Annotated in this window: 8 protein-coding genes; all 8 read left to right on the top strand. The window is 75.8% G+C overall.

Annotated features, from left to right (window positions below; all coding sequences use genetic code 11):
* Positions 1 to 204 precede the first annotated feature (204 nt).
* Genes ACFWWU_RS25620 through ACFWWU_RS25655 form a run of 8 tightly spaced genes read left to right on the top strand, consistent with a single transcriptional unit; the run spans position 205 to position 18,892 of the window.
* Positions 205 to 2,676, top strand: coding sequence for a hypothetical protein (locus ACFWWU_RS25620; protein ID WP_384148145.1), 2,472 nt, complete (start codon positions 205 to 207; stop codon positions 2,674 to 2,676).
* On the top strand, positions 2,673 to 4,460 hold the full coding sequence (locus tag ACFWWU_RS25625; RefSeq protein ID WP_384148146.1) for a hypothetical protein: 1,788 nt from the start codon (positions 2,673 to 2,675) through the stop codon (positions 4,458 to 4,460). The genes ACFWWU_RS25620 and ACFWWU_RS25625 overlap by 4 nt, the downstream gene beginning before the upstream one ends.
* Positions 4,457 to 5,014 (top strand): Pycsar system effector family protein, encoded by a 558-nt coding sequence (locus ACFWWU_RS25630; RefSeq protein WP_384148147.1) that lies wholly within the window; start codon positions 4,457 to 4,459, stop codon positions 5,012 to 5,014. Before ACFWWU_RS25625 ends, ACFWWU_RS25630 begins: the two co-directional genes overlap by 4 nt.
* An 8-nt stretch (positions 5,015 to 5,022) precedes the next feature.
* Positions 5,023 to 7,653 carry a VWA domain-containing protein gene (locus ACFWWU_RS25635; RefSeq protein WP_384148148.1) on the top strand — a complete coding sequence of 877 codons (2,631 nt, stop codon included), beginning with the start codon at positions 5,023 to 5,025 and terminating at the stop codon, positions 7,651 to 7,653.
* Between the two features lie 22 nt (positions 7,654 to 7,675).
* Positions 7,676 to 11,179, top strand: a complete 3,504-nt coding sequence (locus ACFWWU_RS25640; protein ID WP_384148149.1) for a tubulin-like doman-containing protein — start codon at positions 7,676 to 7,678, stop codon at positions 11,177 to 11,179.
* Positions 11,176 to 13,854 (top strand): hypothetical protein, encoded by a 2,679-nt coding sequence (locus ACFWWU_RS25645; protein ID WP_384148150.1) that lies wholly within the window; start codon positions 11,176 to 11,178, stop codon positions 13,852 to 13,854. The genes ACFWWU_RS25640 and ACFWWU_RS25645 overlap by 4 nt, the downstream gene beginning before the upstream one ends.
* Positions 13,851 to 16,157: a hypothetical protein gene (locus ACFWWU_RS25650; protein ID WP_384148151.1), complete on the top strand. Its 2,307-nt coding sequence runs from the start codon at positions 13,851 to 13,853 to the stop codon at positions 16,155 to 16,157. The genes ACFWWU_RS25645 and ACFWWU_RS25650 overlap by 4 nt, the downstream gene beginning before the upstream one ends.
* Positions 16,154 to 18,892, top strand: a complete 2,739-nt coding sequence (locus ACFWWU_RS25655) for a hypothetical protein (protein ID WP_384148152.1) — start codon at positions 16,154 to 16,156, stop codon at positions 18,890 to 18,892. Before ACFWWU_RS25650 ends, ACFWWU_RS25655 begins: the two co-directional genes overlap by 4 nt.
* Positions 18,893 to 19,000 lie beyond the last annotated feature (108 nt).

Here is a 19,000-nt window from a genome sequence, read left to right on the forward strand (position 1 = left end):
GGGGGGGGGGGGGGGGGGGGGGGGGGGGGGGGGGGGGGGGGGGGGGGGGGGGGGGGGGGGGGGGGGGCCCCCCCCCCCCCCCCCCCGAACCGGGGGCGGGAACCGCACGTACAACGTCGGGGGAGACCTGCTCGACATCCATCACAACACGATCCACGGCGGCTTCACCGGAATCCGCAAGGACACGCGGGCGGGTGAGCCGGAGTGAGCGACCACGACGACGGCGCATCCTCGAACGAACCCGACGGCGGGGGCCCGGGCGCGGACGAGCGGGGCGGGGGCCGAGGCGGGGACGAGCGGGGCGGGGGCCGGGCCGGGGACGATCGCGGCGGGGGTCGAGGGGGTCGGGAAGGCGGCCGGGAAGGTGGTCGCGAAGGCGGCCGGGGAGGGGGCAGGGAGGGCGGCCGGGAAGGCGGCCGGTCGGGCGGGACCGAACAGGGGGACGGCACCGGGGACCAGCCGCGCGAGCCGAGCGTCTTCGCGGCCGCGGACCGGGGCCCCCTCGGCGGCGAGGGCGACACCGGCGGCGCCGCCACGGCGCGGCGCGCCGTCCGGACCTGGGCGAGCGCGGCGGGTGGTGACCGCCACACCAACATCCTGGGCGACGGCACGGTCTTCGAGGGCAACCAGTTCTTCTCCCTGCACGCCTCCGACCGCGCCGCGCACTTCGTCCGGGGCCCCGTCCCGCCCGAGACGCTCGACCATCTCGGCCGGGTGTACTGCGAGGCCACCGGCTACCAGCGGATGAAGCGGCGGCTCCGCGAGCACCGGGTCCTCGTCCTCTGTGGCGAGCCCGGCAGCGGCCGCAAGGCCACCGCGCTCGCCCTCCTCGGCGAGCTCACCGACGGCAAGGTCTTCCGGCTCGACCCGCGCCACGGCGTCGACGAGATCACGGAGGAGGCCCTCCAGGACGGCGGCGGCCACCTGATGGAGCTGCTCACCGAGGACATCCGCACGGAGAGCGAGCCACGGCACTCGCGCTCCGCGCCGGGCGCCGACGGCGCCGCCGCCGCGCGCCGCCCCGCCACTCGCCTCTCCGAACTGCACCTGGACCGCTTCGCGGAGCTGCTGCGCGGTGTCGGCGCGTTCGGGATCGTCCTCGTCGAGAACGGCGAGCTCGCCGATCGGATGCTGCGCGGACGGTACGGGATGTACTGCGCGCCGCCGCCCGCCGACGAGGTCCTCCGGCGCCATCTGCGCGACCTCTTGCGCGCCGAGCCCGCCGAATCCCTCGACGCCGCGCGGGCACTCGCCGCCCGTCCCGACGTCGTCACGGCCCTCGGCCTGGAGGAGCTGCGCCCGCGCGAGGCCGCCCGGCTCGCCGACCACCTCGCCCGGCACTGGCGCGGCGAGGTGACGGATGATCAACTCCGCGCCGATTGCGCCTCCTTCGTCACCTCGCAGGCCCGCGAGTGGTTCGCTGGCGCCGACCGTCCCGGCACGCTGCCCGAGGCGCTCCCCGTTCTGGGCGCGGGAGCGTTCCGTATCGCCGTCGCCGTCTTCGACGGCTCCGCGTACAGCCTCGCCGCCGAGGCCGCCGAACTCCTCGCCTGGGAGCTCGCCGTCACGCTCGACCCCGAACACGCCCCGGGACGGCGCTTGTTCGGTACGCACGCCGAGCACCGGCCGGTGCAGGCGCGTGCCGTCCTGGAGGACGGACTGCTGGACCTCGGCCCCGCGAAAGTGCCGGTGCGGGCCGTCCGTTTCCAGGGGGAGGCTCTGGCCGGCGCCGTGCTCGGCGAGATCTGGCACGGCTACCACAACGTCCGTGGACCGGTGGCACGTTGGCTGCGGACCCTCTGCGACGATCCGCGCGCCGAGGTGTGGGTCCGGGCCTCCATCGCCGCCGGCGTGCTCTGCTCCTGGGACTGGATCCACGGATTCCGTGAACTGATCGTGCCCCTCGCCGTGACGGACGCGCCCGTGGCCCGACTGGCCGCCGCGACCGCGCTCGCCGAGTCCGCCCGCGACCCCCGCATCCGGCCGGCCGTCGCCGCCGTGCTCAAGGACTGGGCCGTGTCCGAGGACTCCGCGCTCGTCGGGACCGCCCTGCTGGCCCACGGCTACGTGCTCGCCGCCGGGGACGTGCCCGGCTCGCTCGACGCGCTCGCCCGGGTCGTCAGGGTCCACGAGGCGTCCGACGGCGACGTGCTCGCGCCCGCGGCCTTCAGCGCGGCCCGGCTGCTCGCCTCGGGGGAGCCCGAGCCCGTGCTGCGGCGCTTCGGCCAGTGGCTCGACGACGGCCGGCTCAACCTCGCCAACCTGGTGCATCTCGCCGTCATCCGCACGCTCAACACCCGGACCACCCACCTGTGGGGCCTGCGGGACGTGCCCGAACTCGACCCGCACGCGGCCCGCCCGCTGCTCGTCGCCCTGCTCGCCACCCGGCCCGGGCTCGCACCCGACCTCGCCGGGCTGCTGCGGCACACGCTCGCCACGGCGCGCTCCGGAGAGGTGGCCCTGGAGGCCCTCGGCAGCCTGCTCCGGCGGGCCGCGAAGGACGAGGAGGCGCTCGGGCACGTCTGTGGCTTCCTGCCGCTCCTCGCCGTGGACCGCCGTGACCGCGACCGCCTCAGGGGTCTGCTGAACGAACTGGTCCGGGACCGTGACAGGCCTCTGGACAGAGGCGCGGCGCGCCGCATGTGGGACGCCGTGACGGAAGGAGCCAACCGATGACCGGGCCCGAGCAGAACAGGCGCGCGCGACCGGACGAGCGGGCGCCGGAGGGACGGATGCCGGACGGCCGGGCCCGGCAGAGGTACGAGGAATCGCCCGGGCGCGCACGGGACGACAGGGAACGGCAGCAGGGGGCCGAGCGGGACCGGCAGCAGGCGGCCGAGCGGGAACGGCAGCAGGGGTCCGAGCGGGACCGGCAGCGGTACGACGGCCAGGGCGGGGCCCGGGCCGGGGAACGGGACCGGGATCGCGGCCGAGAGCGGGATCGGGATCGGTACGGGGTCGGGGACGGGGACCGGGGCCGGTGGCCCGAGCCGGAGCGCGAACAGGGGCAGGGGGGCGCACGGGTGCCGGAGGGCCGGGAACAGGACGGGGGCCGGGGCGAGGTGCGGGACGACGTACGGGGCGCGGGACGGGCGAGGGAGCAGGGGAGCCCGGAGGCCTCCGGGTGGCCGCGCGGACCGCTCCTCGGCGAGTACGCACCCCCGTACCGCCGCCGCAGCGGCCGGGTCGCGGCGGTGCTCCTCTACCGCAACGGCGGTCACCGCGTGGTCTGGCCGGATCGCAACGAGGACGTGAACAAGCCGCTGCTCGGCTCGCCGTACACCGTCTTCGAGGTCCAACTCGGCCGCAACATCACGGAGTTCCGTCTCCAGCTGCCCGCCGCCGGGGACGGCGTCTTCTTCGAGGCCGTCGCCAGGGTCCAGTGGGTGGTGACCGATCCGCACCTCGTCGTCCAGGAACAGGTCGAGGACGTCGCCGAGTTGCTGCACGACGAGCTGCTCGACGGCCTGCGCCGGCTGTCCCGGAGGTTCCGGATCACCGAGGCGCAGCGCGCCGACGAGGCGGTACGGGAGGAGCTGAGTGCCGGCCGCCTGCGCCTCGGCCGGGACATCGGACTGAAGACCCGGGTCCACGTCTTCATCGACCTCGACGACTCGGTGAAGGCCGAGGTCTACCGGCGGGACCGGGTCGGCGTGACCATGGAGGCCGACGCGCGCGAGGCCGAGGCGGAGCGCCGCAAGGACGCGGCCGAGCGGGCGCGGATCGCCGATCGGGCCCGCGAGATCGAGGCCCTCTTCCGGCGCGGCGACCTGGCCCAGATCGCCCACCACATGGCGATGCACCCCGACAAGCAGTGGGAGATCCGCACACAGCTCCAGCGGGAGCGGCGCGAGGGCCAGGAGGACTACCTGGCCGTCTTCAACCGCCTTCTGGACACCGGGGTGCTGGAACGGCACGACATCGGCGAGCAGATGTACCAGGTGCTGATGTACCTGCGGACCCAGACCAGCACCGTCGTCGGCGGCATCACCGACCACGTGCTCAACCCGGGTGGTTCCTCGGGGCCGCGGACGCGGCGCGCCCTGGAGGAGGGCACTCCGGAGCCGGTTCGACCGGACTGGGGCGACGAGCACGGGGAGGGCCGGGAGGGCCGGGAGCCCGCGGAGCGCGGCGACGCCCCGCACGACCGGCGGGTCTACGAACCGACCCGTGTCGAGTCCGGCTCCGACCGGGAGCGTGATCGGGAACGCGATCGGGACAGGGCGCGGGGCAGGGAGCGGGGGGAGTACCGGGACAGGGACGGGGACGGGGGCGGGGACGGGGACCGCGAGCGGGGCCCGGGCCGACGGGACGGCGGCCGTGACCGGTACGAGGGGGACGACCCGTACGACCGGTTCGACCGCGACGATCCGTACGACCGCGAGGGCACCGGCCGGTCCCGGCGCCCCTCCGGACCCGTACGCCCCAGCGAGGAGTTCGACGACTGGGAGGACGTGTGACGACCCGGGACCCCGCGCCGACGCCGACGCCGACGCCGCCCCCGGCCTCGACTCAGCCGGACTCCGCCCCCGCCGCCGCCCCGGTGGCGCCCGAAGAGCTGCGGTTCATGGCCGAGCGGCTGCTCGCCACCGTCCGCGAGGACATCGGACGGGCCGACACCAAGGCCGCGATCCTGCTCTCCGGAGCCCTCGCCTTCCTCGCGGTCGTGTTCTCCGGGGACCGGGCCCCGGTGCCCACGGCCGGTCCCGGGCTCGTCCTCCTGCTCGCGGCGGGCGCGCTGTGGACCGCGGGCGTCCTGATGCTCGTGTCGGTGGTCCTGCCCCGCACCCGGATCGGGGCCGACCGCACGTTCCTGCGCGACCTGGCGGCCGGCCCGTCCGAACGCGAACTGCGCGAGCGGCTCGCCCCGCCCGGCGCGGACGCCACCGGCTGGCTCCTCGAACAGGCCAGCGTGCACGGACTCGTGCTCGCGGCGAAGTACCGGTGGCTGCGCCTGGGCGTGTGCGCCCTCGCGCTCGGCGCCCTCCTGGCCCTCCTCAGCGAACTGTGGTGAGAGTGACGATGCAGTGGACGAACAAGGGGAGCGCCCTGCTCCTCGCCGGTGCGCTGCTCGCGCTCACCGGCCCGCTCGCGGCCGCCGGGCCCCCCGGCGCGCCGCGCGCACCCCGAGCGGTCGCCGAGCCCGCCGAGGGACCCGACCCGATCGACTTCGCCGTCGTCGTGGACCAGTCGGCCAGCCTGGCCGACAAGGACCTGGCGCGCGAGACGGAGGCGGCGGGGCTGCTCAGCCAGGGCGAGATATCCGAGCGCTCCCGGGCGGCCGTCATCGGCTTCGGCAGCTCGGAGAAGGCGGGCCAGTCGCCCGTGCGCGAGGTCTGCGCGCTGACCGTCGCCGACGCGGCGGGCCGTGAGCGGCTCAGCGACTGCGTCCAGCTCCTCAACCGGCGCGACGCGGCCCGGATGGGGCCGGGCACCGACTTCCCGGCGGCCATCCGCCAGGCCGTCACCCGTCTCACCCAGAAGAGCCCCGCCGGAACCGCCCGTACGGGCAGCGGCGCGGCCGCGAAGGCCCCCGCCACGCCCAAGGTCGTCTTCCTCCTGACCGACGGCAAGCTCGACGTCTCCGACAGTCCCGAGTACGGCACGGACCCCGCCAACCGCCAGTCCAACGGCGAGCGGCGGCTCACCGAGGAACTCGCCCGCGCCCGGGCGGCCGGGGTCCAGATCTGGCCCCTCGGCTTCGGCGCGGAGATCGACCGCGCCGCGCTCACGGCCATGGCCGAGGGCGGCTTCCGGGGCGCCTGCTCCGACGTGCCGGGCTCCGTCCCCCACATGCGGGTCGTCGCCGGCTCCGCCGACCTCGACAAGGCGCTCCAGGAGACCTTCGCCGCCGCCCGCTGCGCGCGGATCGCGCACGGCACCGCCGGCAAGCCGCCCGCCGACCTGACCGTCGTCATCCCGCCCATCGCCACCGACGGCTCCCTCACGGTCGCCAAGCACGACCCGAAGGTACGGGTCACCTACTACGACCCGGCGGGCCGCAAGGTCCCCACCCGGGGCGAGTTCGACGGCTCCACCTTCGAGGTCGGCGGACAGGACGGGCCGGTCGAGGCGCTGCGGGTGAAGAACCCGCTGCCGGGCCGCTGGCGCGTGCACATCGAGGCGCCGGAGGGGCACCGCGACCGCGAGGTCGCCGTCCGGGCGATCTGGCAGGGCATGCTCCGCTCCGACGTCACCCTCGACCCGGCCTCCCCGCGTGCCGGGGAGCAGGTCACCGTGTCCGTACGGATGCAGACCCGGCGCGGTGTCACCGTCACCGACCCCCGGCAGCTCGCGGGTCTCACGGTCGCGGCCGAACTGCGCGGCGCGGGCTTCTCCCCCGTGACGTTCCGGCTCGCCGACGACGGGCGGGCCCCCGACAGCAGGGCGGGCGACGTCCGGTTCACCGGCGCGCTCACCGTGCCCGCCGGCGCCACCGGCGACCTGGAGCTCACCACCCGCATGTCGGCGCCCGGCGTCACCTCCGACCGGCGGCCGCTGCACGCCCGCATCACCCAGGGCACACCGCTCCTCACCGCCGGACTCGTCTTCGACCGCGCCACCGTGCACCCCGGGAGCACCGTCCGCGGCACCCTCGACGTCACCAACAACGACTCCGGTCCGCGCGCCCTGCGCCTCGCCGTGGAGAACCTGACGCCGGGCGCCGAACTCTCCGTCTCCCCGGCGACCGTCACCGCGCCGCCGGGCGGGAGCACGCGCGTCCCCTTCACGGTGACCGTCGGCGGCGGTGCGCCCCTCGGCGAACTGGGCGGCCGGGTCGCGGCGCTGGACACCGGCGACCGCGACCGCGTCCTCGACGACGCCTTCCTCGACGTCCTCGTCGTGGCCCCGCCGACCTGGTGGGACCGCTGGTGGAAGGCCGTCGCCGGCGGAGCGGCGGGGCTCGTCCTCGTCGCCGCCTTCCTCGTCGCACAGTGGGTCGCCCGGCGCCGCCGCCGCGACCTCACCGGCGTCACGCTCGAACTCCGCGGGGACGGCCGGGTCCTCGACACGCTCACGGTCGGCCGGGGCCAGGGCGTCCGCGGGTCCTTCCCCTTCGCCGTGGACGACGGGGGCGGCGCTCCGCCCACCCTCCGCCGGGCCCGCGAGGGCTCCTCGTCCGGCGCCCACGTACTGCGCCGCACGGGCACCGGCCAGCTGCTCCTGCGCCCTCGGGGCGGAGCGCAGGTGCCCCTGCGGCCGGGCGAGCCGGCGGGCCTCGACGCGTACGAGATCGTCGTACGGGGCGGGGGGACGGCCCGCGACGGCAGGACGGGCCGCACCCGCAGGGGCTCCGGCTACGGCACCGGCACCGGCGGTGGTTTCGGCTCGGACGACGGCTTCGGTACGGACGACGGCTTCGGCTTCGGCATGGACGACGGCGCCGGGTTCGGTACGGGCGACGGCTTCGGCTTCGGTACGGGCGACGGTTCCGGTTCCCCAACGGGCGACGGCTCCGGGACCCGTACGCGTACCGACCGGGAAGGCCGCGTTCCGAGGCCGCGACGGTTCGGACGGCCGCGACGGTCCGGCCGGTCCGGCGGCGGAACGGGCAACCCCGCGACGACGACCGAAAGCGATACCGGCAGCGGCACAGGACTCAGTACGGGAACGGGCGGCACGACCGCCGGGGACCCGGACCCCAATTTCTGAACGGGCCCCCAAGGGAGACGACATGAAGATCTACCAGCCCATGCTCTTCGTCGGGCTCGGCGGCACCGGCGGACGCATCGGCACCGAACTCGAGCGCAGCCTCCGCCGGGAGCTCTGCGGCCCCGACGGCACCGCTCTCGTCGACGGCGGCCGCCGGATGCCCTTCCAGCTGCCGGACTGCCTCCAGTTCGTCTACGCCGACTTCAGCGAGGCGGAGCTGCTGAAGCAGCCGCAGTTCAAGGCCAAGGGCGCCGAGGGCGCCGCCTTCGCCCGTACCTCCCGGATCGTCCGGGACCTGCTGCCCACCGACTTCGACTCCTCGCCCGAGGTCACGCAGATGCTGCGCGTCTCCGTCCCCGGGGAGACCCGGCTCTGGCTGCCGCCCCGGATCCGGCAGCCGCGCGTCGCCCCCCTCAGCAGCGGTGCGGGGCAGCTGCCGACCGTCGGGCGCTCCGCGCTCTTCGCGACGCTGCGGTCCGGGCTCGAACCTGTCCTGCGCCAGCTCCGCGAGGCGATCGGGGCCATCGGCCAGGCGGCCGGCGACCTCCAGCGGGTCGGCGGCGGCAAGATCCGGGGCTGTGACGTCTTCGTCGCCTTCTCCGTCGCCGGCGGCACCGGCGCCGGCATCTTCTACGACTTCATCCATCTCATCGGGCACGAGTTCCGCAACGCCAAGGTGCCCGGGGTGAAGATCTACCCGCTGGTCGTCATGCCGTCCGCCTTCCCACTGGAGGCGGGCGGCGGACGCGAGGCCGAACTCAACGCCGCCCGCGCCCTCGTGGACCTCTCACGGCTCGTCGACGACCAGAACATGCCCGACGCCGTCGACTCCGTCGGCGACGTCGAGCAGCGCGGCCGGCTCAGCGTCACGTACCCCCGGGACGGGGTCGTCGCCCTGCGCCCCGCGACCATGCAGACCGCCTTCCTCTTCTCCAAGCCGTCCGTCATCGGCACCGAGGACCTGCGCCGCTCCATCGCCGCCATGGTCATGTCGCTGATCGGCACCGAACTCAGCGATTCCAACGGCGCGGTGACCCACGCCGACGACGACTACCAGTCCTTCGCCGAGCGGTTCGTGAACAAGGCCGTCGAGCGCTCGACGCCGGCCCGCTCCGGCATCGGCTACCGGGGCATGTCGACCAGCCTGGCCGCCTCCCTCACCGTCCCCGTCGACGACCTCGCCGAGATCGTCGCCGCCCGGCTCCTCGCCCAGGCCGTGCGCGGCATGGAGGAGCGGGCCCGGCGGCCTGCCCGGGACGGATCGGAGCGCGTCCGCGACCTCTTCGTCCGGGCCGGCATCGGCCGACTCTGGAACCGCGAGGCACCGGTCGTCCCCGGACCCGAGCAACTCCCCAGGGGGCGCAAGGACATCGCCCAGGAACTGCAGCACAGGCTCGGGGACATGGAGGACGCCCTGCGCCGCCTCGACGCCAACCTCACCCGTGAGATACCGCGCCTCACCGAGGACTTCAAGCCGGGCTCCGGCGCCCGTGAACTCCTCGGTCTCATCGGCCCGTTCCAGCTCGAAACCGTCCTGTCCGGACTGCCCGGCCACCCCGACAGGGTCGCCAGGGTGGGCTTCACCGGAATGCTCGACAACCGGCGCAACGAGCCCGAACGGCCGGCCCACGTCCAGGCCGCCGCCCCGCCGATCCCCCGCATCACGGGGAGTGTCGGCGGACTCGTACCGGCTCGGTGGAACGACCCCGACGTCCAGGACGCGCTCGCCGCGCAGCAGGCCTGGTACCAGTGGCGGGCCCGAGGCCTCTGGCACCGCGGCTGGCAGGCGGGCGAGAACCAGTGGCGGCCGTCCCTGGCCAGGATCGTCAACGAGCTGGGCGAACTCACCAAGGCACTCCGCGCCCATGAGCAGGACGAGGCACGGGGCTTCGGCGAACGCCGCCGCGAGCTCTACCGCGACGACCGCGCGGGCATCGCCTACCTCCTGCCGCCGCAGAACACCCTGCGCGCCTTCTACGACGAGGTCTTCGATCGCCTCGCCCAGAGCGAGGGCCTGCCCGAGGCCACCGACGCGGCGACGCTCCTCGACCGGCTGGTCCGGCCCGACGACTGGCGCAACGCCCTCGACGCGGTACGCCGAGCGCCGGGAGCGCCGGTCAAGGAGATCAAGCAGGTCCTCGAACGGCGGGTCAAGAAGCTCTTCGGCGAGGCCAACGAGGCCCAGTTCGCCCGCCCTCTGCTGCCCTCCATGGAGCTGCTGCTGCGGGCCGCCGCGGGCGACGAGGGGGCCGAGGCGAAGATCGACCCGCGCTGGCTCGAACAGTTCCGCGCCCGGCTCGCCGGACTCCTCCCCGTCGGCTTCGTCCCGGACGGCAGCGGCCCGATGAAGATCCTCATCGTGCACCCGGCCGGCGAGTCCGACGGCCGCGCCGCCGCCTTCCTCCGGCAGGCCCTCAACCTGCCCGCGAAGGCCGACCAGGAGTACCGGGCCGGCGACACCGAATCGCTCACCGTCGTCCTCTTCCGCAGCGGCATGAACCTCACCGACATCTCCGAGGTCCGCAACGTCCTCAGCCTCTGGTCCGAGGCCCGGGACTCGGCCGGCGAGGACGACTTCCTGCACTGGCGGCAGCGGCTCGGCTACCAGGACGACTGGCTCGTCGCCACCGAGCAGGACCGGCAGCGGATCATGCACCGGCTGCTCTGCGCGATGTGGAACGGCAACATCGCCACCGAAGGCCCGGCCGACTCGCCCGACCTCGTCCGGATCCGGCTCCAGGAAGGCGAGGGCGCGACGATGTCGCTGCGCCTGGAGGCCTTCGACGGCTCGCTCTCCAGTTGGGCGGGGATGCTGCGCGCGTACGAGCGCTGGGCGCTGCTCGACGAGGGCCAGATCATCGAGGTGTTCTGCGAGCGCCTCATGAAGACGCTGCCCAAGGGCCTCGCGCAGGTGCCGCAGCCGCCGTCGCCGCTCTTCACCCACTTCGTGGAGGAGGTCGCCCCGCGCCAGCTCGTCCTGCTCGACCGGCTGGAGGCCGAGTACCGCGAGTACGGCGACACGGACGTCGAATGGCTCACCCCGCTGCGGCAGTTCTGGGAGGTCACCTACCCGGGCGCCCTCGACATGCGCTTCCCGCCCGCGGCCCGCGCGACCCGCTCCACCCTGCGCGTCCTCTTCGACCGCCACGGGCCGGGGCGGTCGGGTCGGGGGCGAGGGGCTGCGGGTCAGGGGCATGGTCAGGGACAGGGTCAGGGGCCGGGTCAGGGGCCGGGGCATGGGCATGGGAATGGGCCGGGCCAGCGGCCGCCCGGGCCTGATCCCCGGGAGAACTACGGGTACGAGGCGGGGGGCGGCGCCGCGCCCGGGCCCCAGCCCGGGCAGGCGCCACGGACGGGAACGGCACGGCACGGACAGCCCCCTGGTTCCGGACGGTCCGGTGGTTCCGGGCGGTCCGGTGAGGCACGGGGGTCCCTGTACGAGGGGGACTGGGAGCGGGAGCCCGAGTTCGAGCCCGAGTTCGAGCCCGACGGGTACCCCTGGGACCACGAAGAGGAGGAGCAGTGAACCACCGCGTCCTCCCCGAGCGCCCCCTGCCGGGCCACGCCGTCTGCCTCGACCTGCGGGCGGGCGGGCCGGACGACCCCGACGCCGCCGTCCGCGCGGCGCTGGACGTCCCGCAGCCCGGCGGCGAGCGGCGGTTCCTCGTCGTCGACGAGGCCGCCGGGCTCGTCGGCCACCAGCTTCTCTACGAACGCCTCTCCTCCTACGGCCCCGCCCAGATCGTCTGCCTCGCCGTCGGCGCCCGCGGCGACCGGACGCTGCGCCGCACCCTCACGCTGCGCCCGCCCGCCGCCGGGGTCCTGTGGCTCCTCGACACCGCGGTCGAGGACGCGACCGACGGGCAGGGCGCCTCCGGCGACGCCATCCTGCGCCCGCTCGTCGAGGTGCTGGCCACCCCGGAGGTCTTCGACGCCGTCCTCGGCTCGCTCGGGGAGGTGGTGCACGGCGTGGCCGTGCCCGCCGTGCGGATCCTGGAGCACGACCTCACCGAGGAGGCCCGCGCGCGGGCCTGGCGACAGGCCGTCGAGGCGCTGACGGGCCCCGAGGTCCCGGCCGGGGCCGCCTCCCCGGAAGGGGTGCCGGGCGCGCTCGCGCTGCTCCTCGGCGAGGGCGTGCCGCGCTCCCTCTCCGGGCACGACTGGCTCCCCGTCGGCGGCCGGGCGGGGGCCCGGCTCGCCGCCTGCCAGGAGGCCCTCGACGACGCCGTCGACGGCTACGACCGGGTGCGGGGCGCGGCGGGGCTCCTCACCGGGGCGGGCCGCGCCGTCGACCTGCCGGGGGACATCGAGCGGCTCACGGAGGAGCTGGCCCGGTTCCGTACCGCCGTCGCGGACGCGTTCGGAGCCGCGGGCGGCACCCGGCTCACCGCGGAGCACCGCGGGCTGCTCCGCGAGCGCGGGGTCGAACTCCCCGAGCTGCCACGGGAGATCACGCGGGCCGGGATCGTCCCGGCGCTGCGGGACCACACGTACGACCTGATCGGCCGGGGCCTGCCGCTGCGTTCCGTGGCGGCCCGGCTCTCCGCGCTCTCCGCGCGCACCGCCCCGGCGGGCAGCGCCTCCCGGCTCGCGCGGCTCGACGCGATCTGCGGTCCGGAGCGGCTGCGTCGCCTCGGCGGCCGGTACCCCTTCACGGCCGGCGGGTCACGGCCCGCGGCCTTCGCCCTGACCGGCCTCCTCGCGCTGCTCGCCGGGGTGTGGCCGGTGCTCGGCTGGTTCCTCGGCCCGGCCGTCGGGGGCCTCGCCGCCGTACTCGCCTGGCTGATGCTGCGGCGCAGGCCCAACCGTTCGCCGGACGGCCGGATCGACGGCGGTGGTGCCACGGGCGCGGCGCCCCGGCTCGTCGGCGGAATACTCGGCGGCCTCGCCGGGGCGGGCCTCGGCCAGTTCCTGGCCCCACCGGTCTGGGCCGGGGCCGCCGCGCTGACGGTGTCCGTCGTGGCCGTGGTCCTGCTCGCACTGCGCGACTGGAACCGGGCCGTGGACGACTGGTGGGCGCGGGCGGACCCGGAGGAGGCGGGCCGGATCCTGCGCGAGATCCACGCCCTGGTCGTGACGACCGCCGTGCACGACTGGCTCTTCGCCGAGGTGCGGCACCACTGCTCGGCCGGCGCCGGTGCCGTGGCCCGGCTGCTGCGCGGTCTCGCGGAGACCGCCGACGCGTACGGCGGCGGGAGGACGCCGGAGCGGTCGTCGGAGTGGGGGCCGGACACGTCGTCGGACTGGGCTTCCTGGGCGGACGAACCGTCGGCCCCCGCGCAGGGCCCGAGCCCGGCGGGCCCGGGCCCGAACCCGTCCGACGGCACCGACACCACTACGGCTGCGTGGAGTTGGGACGACTGGGGTGACGGCGGGGAGGACGACGGCTGGACGGACATGGACGAGGAGCCGCCGGTACGGAGGCCGACGGCCACGTCCTCGTACGTACCGCCGTCAGCCCCGCCGTCCCAGTCATCGTCGTCCCAGGCGTCGTCGTCCCCGTACCCGCCGCCTCCGTCCTCCCACCCGCCTTCGTCCTCCCACCCGCCGTCGGCCCCCCACCCGGTCCAGCGGCCCGGGCCCGCCCCGGCGTGGCTGGAGCGGCGGTACGGGGACGGGGGGCCCGCACTCGTCGACACGCTCGTCGGCGATCTGGTCGCCGGCACGGTCCTCCTCCTCGACGGGTGCTGGGCGGGCATCGAGAGGGATCCCGGCGGTACGGAGCACGCGGCGCAGGGGCAGCGGCTGACGGAGCTCCTGGACGAGACCCGGATCCGTCTGGAGCGCGATGCGGCGGCCTCGCCCCCGCCCCCGTACGACGGCCTCCGCGACCTCGGCGCGCTCACTTCGCTCGCCGTCTTCACCGACCGCTCCGAACGGCCCGACGCGGCCCGCCTCACCGGTGTCGCCCCGGACGCGGTGGCCCGGCTGCTGCTCGCCGAGGACGGCTCCGGAGGCACGGTCGCGCTCTGCGGCCCCGAGCATCTGCGGCTGCTCTCCCACGACCCGCTCGCCGCCCGGCAGGTCCGCTTCGTGCCCGAGGCGATGGGGCGCGGCGCGGCGGGGGACGACATCTGGCGGGGCACCGCCGAGGGCGTGGTGTGGACCGGTGCGGGACGGCACGCCGGCATCCTCCGCCTCGTACCGCTGCGCGCGGACGTCGTGCACACCGTCCGCGCCGAGGAGGCGGGAGAACCGTGACAGACCCGAACCACCCGAACCACCCGCACGACCCGAACGGACCGCGCCACCAGGACCACCAGGACCACCAGGACCACGCGGACGATCCCGGTCGTCCGGACACCGCGCAGAACCCGCTGAACCACCCGATCGACCCCCATCACCCCGACCACCTGAGCGAGCCCATGAGCCCCCCGCACCCGTACTACGAGGAGCTGGAGTTCCTCACGCACCGCGAGGAGCCGGTCCGCTTCACCGTCCGGTACGGCGACGACCGCAGGCCGCCCGGCCGGCCCGGCGTCCTCGCGCGCCGGGCCACGCTGGGCGCGGGATGGCCGGTCCTGCAGTTCCGGCTGACCGCCTCCGCGCAGGCCGACCCCCACGCGTACGGCCTCCTCGAGCGCGAGGTGGCGGCGGCCGTCGCCCTCGAACGGGGATACGGGGCCGAGAAGTTCGGGTCCGTCTTCGCCAGGATCGTCGGCTTCGACCTGACCGGGCCCGAACCGTTCGTGCTGTACCGGCTGCCCCGCGGCCGGCCGCTCGCCGAGTGGGCGGGCCGCCTCGGCCCCGAGGAGCAGGAGCGGATCATCGGCCAACTCGCCTTTGCCGTACGGCTTATGGAACAGGTCGAGCTGGTACACCGGGCCGTCACGCCCGACACCGTACGATGGGACGGGACTCACGTACGGCTCTGCGAACCGTTCGCCGCGCTCCGCGCGGGCGAGGCGCGCGAGCCGTTCGGCGGAGTGCCCTGGGCGTCGCCCGAGCAACGCGAGGGGCTCGGCTCGGCCGACCCGCGCGACGACCTGTGGTCCGTCGCCCAGCTCGGCTACTACCTCCTCTCCGGGCGTCCCCCGCGGGGCGAGGGCCCGCCCGGGGACCTCGCCGACTACCGCCGTCTCGCAGCCCTGGCCCAGAGCGGTCTCTTCTCCCCGAGGGTGGCCGACCGGCCGCGTCCCGTCGAGCTCATGCGGCTCCTGAACGTGCCCGATCCGCTCGCCACCGCCGTCGGAACCGCCGACCCGCTCGCCCGGTGGCGCGCCGAGTACGATCGCCGACTCGCCGGGAAGCGCGCCGTGTTCGCCGGCGACGCGCTGACGGGAGCGGAGCCGCACACCGGCCCCGGGCCCGATTCCGTACGGGACACCCGCTCTCCGCGCACCACTCTGTTCGACCGGATCCTCGGCGGAGGGGAGGGCCCCGCCCGCCCCGCCGTTCCGGCGTCGCCGCTCGAACCGCCGCCGGCCCCGCCCTCGCGGAGCCGGATGTGCCCGCACTGCCTGCTGCCCGTCGAGTACGACGAACGCCTGCTCGTCACCATCGACGCCAAGGGCAACCGCATCCCGCTGGACCTCGCCGGCGAACGGCGCCCCGCCCACATCGCCGACGCCCTGCGCAAGGCCTACCATCTGTGCCCGCACACCGTGGAGGGCGACGAGGAGCACGAACTTCCCGTGCCCTACCTCACCAACGGCGAGCCGCTCTCCGTCGCCCTCGTCGGCAGCTCCTCCGTCGGCAAGACCCACCTCCTCGCCGCCATGCTCGGCGAGATCGAACTCGGCGGCCTCGCCCCGTACGGGCTGCGGAGCCGTCCGCTCAACCCCGAGGCGCACCGCACCTATCTGCGGGAACGCGTGCAGAACCTCCAGCAGGGACGGCAGTTGGGCCGTACCGGACAGCAGACCTTCGCCCGCTTCGCCGACGGCCTGCTCGTCTCCGCGGGCGGCGGGACGCCCCGGCCCGTCGTCTTCTTCGACCTCGCGGGCGAGGACCTCGCGCAGGACGGGGACGTGGCCCGCTTCCTCATGGGCGTCGACGCGTTCGTCTTCGTCCTGGACCCGCTGCGCGCACTCCGGCTCGGCTCCCTCGACCCCGTACGGGAGCAGAGCGGGATACGCCGCCGCGACCTCGGCGACGAGGCCTTCGCCACCGTGCTCGACCGCATCCCGCGGCAGCGCGGCGGCCTCGTCGCGGCGCCTGCCGCGCTCGCCGTCAACAAGAGCGACCTCGTGCGCTTCGAACCGTCCGTCGACCGGTGGCTCGGCCGTGCCCTGCCCGGCCGCTTCGACCCCGCCGAGGCGCGGGACGAGAGCCGGGACGCGTACGCCTTCCTCGCCCACCACGCCAGCGCCGCCTGGCTCAAGCCCTTCGACGACTGCGCGAACTGCTCCCTGCACTTCGTCGCCGCGACCGGCGGGCAGGCGCGCGGCGACCACTTCCCGCACGGGGTCCGGCCGCGCCGGGTCCTGGCGCCCCTGTTGTCCCTGTTCGCCATGTGCGGGCTGCTGCCCGGGGCGGAGCCTACGGAGGGAATCGTCCGATGACACGGTCGGAGTACGAGGTCGACCAGATCGTCTTCCGCTGGGACAGCGAGAACTCCTCGGGCAGCACCGGCTTCGGTCCGGTGGCCTGGTCCGGGCCCCGGGACGAGACGGAGGACCTCTTCCGGATCTCCGGACCCATGCTGCGGGCCAGCGGGGACGAGACCCGGCCGGCCCTGATCCGGCTCGAAGGCCGACGGGGCGTGATGCTGATCAGGCGCACCCCGTTCACGGACGCCGACGGCGGGACGTCCGTGCTCTGCCACGCGCTCGTCGGCTCACCCGCCCTCCTCGAACCCGCCTTCTGTCTCGGCCTCCACGCCTGGGACTGGGAGGGCGCCGCCGCGCTGAACGCCGCCGAGGTACGCGGACGGCTCCCGGTGGTCCGGGAGGAGGTCCTCGTACCGGCGACGGGCCGGGGGCAGGGCGAACTCGACGAGACGCTGCCGTACGTGAGGAGGGAACTCGCCGGTACGTTGGCGGAGTTGCTGCGGCACCCCGACGGCCGGTTCACCGTCCTCGACGAACGGGGCGACACCGCCGGTCCCGTGCTGTGGGGGCTGCACAGCATGCTCGGCGAGCTCACCGAGCGCCGCCTCTGGACCTTCGCCAGCCACGACACCGTCGAACTGGCCGCGCTGCGCTTCGTGTTCGTCGGCCGCTGGTCGGGAGCGGCGAGCCCCAACACGGGCCGCCGCCGCGTCGATCCGAGGGAGCGGTCCGGCGACCGGGCGGAGGAGATCGCGGCCCGGCTCGTCCGCCACCACCTGCGGGGCGTCGCGGAGGGCGACGGACGCGAGTACGCGGTCGCCAGCGCCCTCCACGAGGCGGCGTCCGCCCGCCGCGCCCTCCTCCTCGACACGGCCGACCGCGCTCTGGACATCCTCGACTCCGACGCCCGCGGCGGCGGCCGGCCCCGGGAACCGCGCCTCCCGCCCTCGGGGGGCCCGCGGTACGGGACATCGCCGCAGCCACGGTACGAGGCGGCGCCGGAGCGGCGGCACGAGGCGGCGGAGCCGCGCTACGGGGCCGCGCCGGAGTCGGGGGACGCGGGCAGGCGCGACCCGTGCTACGGGTCCGCGCCGGAGCCGGGGGACATCGGCGGGCGGGACCCGCGCTACCGGGCCGCGCCGGAGCCGGGAGACATTGGCGGGCGGGACTCGCGCTACGGGTCCGCGCCGGAGTCGGGGGACGCCGGCGGGCGGGACTCGCGCTACGGGTCCGCGCCGGAGCCGGGGGACACCAGCGGGCGGGACCCGCGATACCCGGCCGCGCGGGATCCGCGGCGCCCCTCGGTTCCTCCCAGGGACTCCGGACGCGAGCCGGCCTCCCCTGACGTCGACCGCCCGTCGGCTCTCCCGGGCGCGCGGCGCCCTTCGGACTCCCCGGACGCGCGGCGCCCTTCGAACGCTCCGAGCTCCCCGTCTTCCTCGTCTTCCCCGGACGACGAGTGGCCCTTCGTATCCCCGGCCACGGGCAGGACGTCGGACTCCACGGATACGGCGTGGCCCCCGGTCTCCCCCGACGCGGGGCGCCCCCCGTCCTCCCCGGAGCCCTGGGCCGGCGGTGGCCGCCAGGACCCACCCCTTCCCGGCCGTCCCCTCCAGGACCCGTCCCGGTACCCGGCGGAGCCGTACACGGACACGTCCCACGGGGAGGCCCCCGGTGGAGCCGGCCCCTGGGCCACAGAGGTCCCGCCGCGTCGGGTCGACTCCGCCCCCGATCCCGACCGCATCACTGACGCCGGTGATGCCGGCACCGACACCGGCCCTCGCACCGGCACCGAAATCGACGTCGACCCGGACCCGGGCCCCGCACCCGGCCGGCCCCGCTCCGCCCCGGACCGGACGCACGACCCGTACCCCCGCCCCGTCCTCCCGTTCGTCGGCGCCCAGTGGGCCGGTCCGGTCGGCGGCGGCCGGCGGGTATGGGCGAGGAAGCCGTGGGGCCGGGAGCGGGAGGCCGAGACCGGGCTCGTCCACCGGCTGCCGACCGCGCGCGACGTGGCCGAGGCGCGCGGCTTCGTCGAGCGTGCGGGCAGCCGCGAGTTGCTCGACGCCCTGCGGCGCCCCCAGATGTACGTGGTCGTCACCCTGCTCCTCCAGGAGATCGCCCGGCGCCTGCCGTCCTGGGAGCACCCGGCGCGCCGCGAGCTGTGCGAGGTGGTCCTCGGCCGGGAGCTCTGGGCGGCCGCGCCGCCCGGCGCCGAGTACGACCACTCCGAGCCGCCGGAGGAACAGCGCGCGTCCAACGCCGCCGAGCTGCACCGCTGGGCCGTCCGGCCCCTCCTCGGCGGCGGCGACGCCCCGGTCGGCACGGTCGCGGCCCTGCTCGCCCGGCTCCGGACGAGCCCCGTGCCGTCGGCCCGCGAGGCCTTCTGGCAGATCGTGGACGGAGACCGCCCCGGCCTGCCGGACGCGGTCTGGCTCACGCTCCTCAAGGAGGCGTACGGCGTCAGGCGCACCCCACCGCCCGGCCATGCCCCACCGCCCGGCCAGGTACCGCCGCCCGGGCATGCCCCGCCGCCCAGCCAGGCCCCACCGCCCGGCCATGCCCAACCGACCCGCCATGCCCCACCGCCCGGGACCCCGCACCACCCGGGCGCGCCCCGCGCCGTCTCGTATCCGCCGCCGGACGACGACCCCGTCAACGGTTACACCCGGCGCTTCCTGAGCCGTACCGCCGTCGTGCTCGGCCTGCTCGTCGCCGCGATCCTCGTCGCCGCGCTCATGAGGTGAGCCCGTAAGGCCGTGTCCGGAAAGTCCCGCCTGAGCCGCGGCGTCCGGCACGCACGCTCGCCGCGTTGTCGTGGGTCGCCAACGTCCCCCGTAGCCCTGCGGGCAAGG

The sequence above is a fragment of the Streptomyces sp. NPDC058650 genome, from assembly GCF_042717315.1.
Classification (GTDB): domain Bacteria; phylum Actinomycetota; class Actinomycetes; order Streptomycetales; family Streptomycetaceae; genus Streptomyces.

What these genes read in the sequence shown, in the direction of transcription:
- ACFWWU_RS25625 (WP_384148146.1), top strand. Translation starts at nt 2,673, where the DNA reads ATGACCGGGCCCGAGCAGAACAGGCGCGCGCGACCGGACGAGCGGGCG.
- ACFWWU_RS25635 (WP_384148148.1), top strand. Translation starts at nt 5,023, where the DNA reads ATGCAGTGGACGAACAAGGGGAGCGCCCTGCTCCTCGCCGGTGCGCTG.
- ACFWWU_RS25640 (WP_384148149.1), top strand. Translation starts at nt 7,676, where the DNA reads ATGAAGATCTACCAGCCCATGCTCTTCGTCGGGCTCGGCGGCACCGGC.
- ACFWWU_RS25655 (WP_384148152.1), top strand. Translation starts at nt 16,154, where the DNA reads ATGACACGGTCGGAGTACGAGGTCGACCAGATCGTCTTCCGCTGGGAC.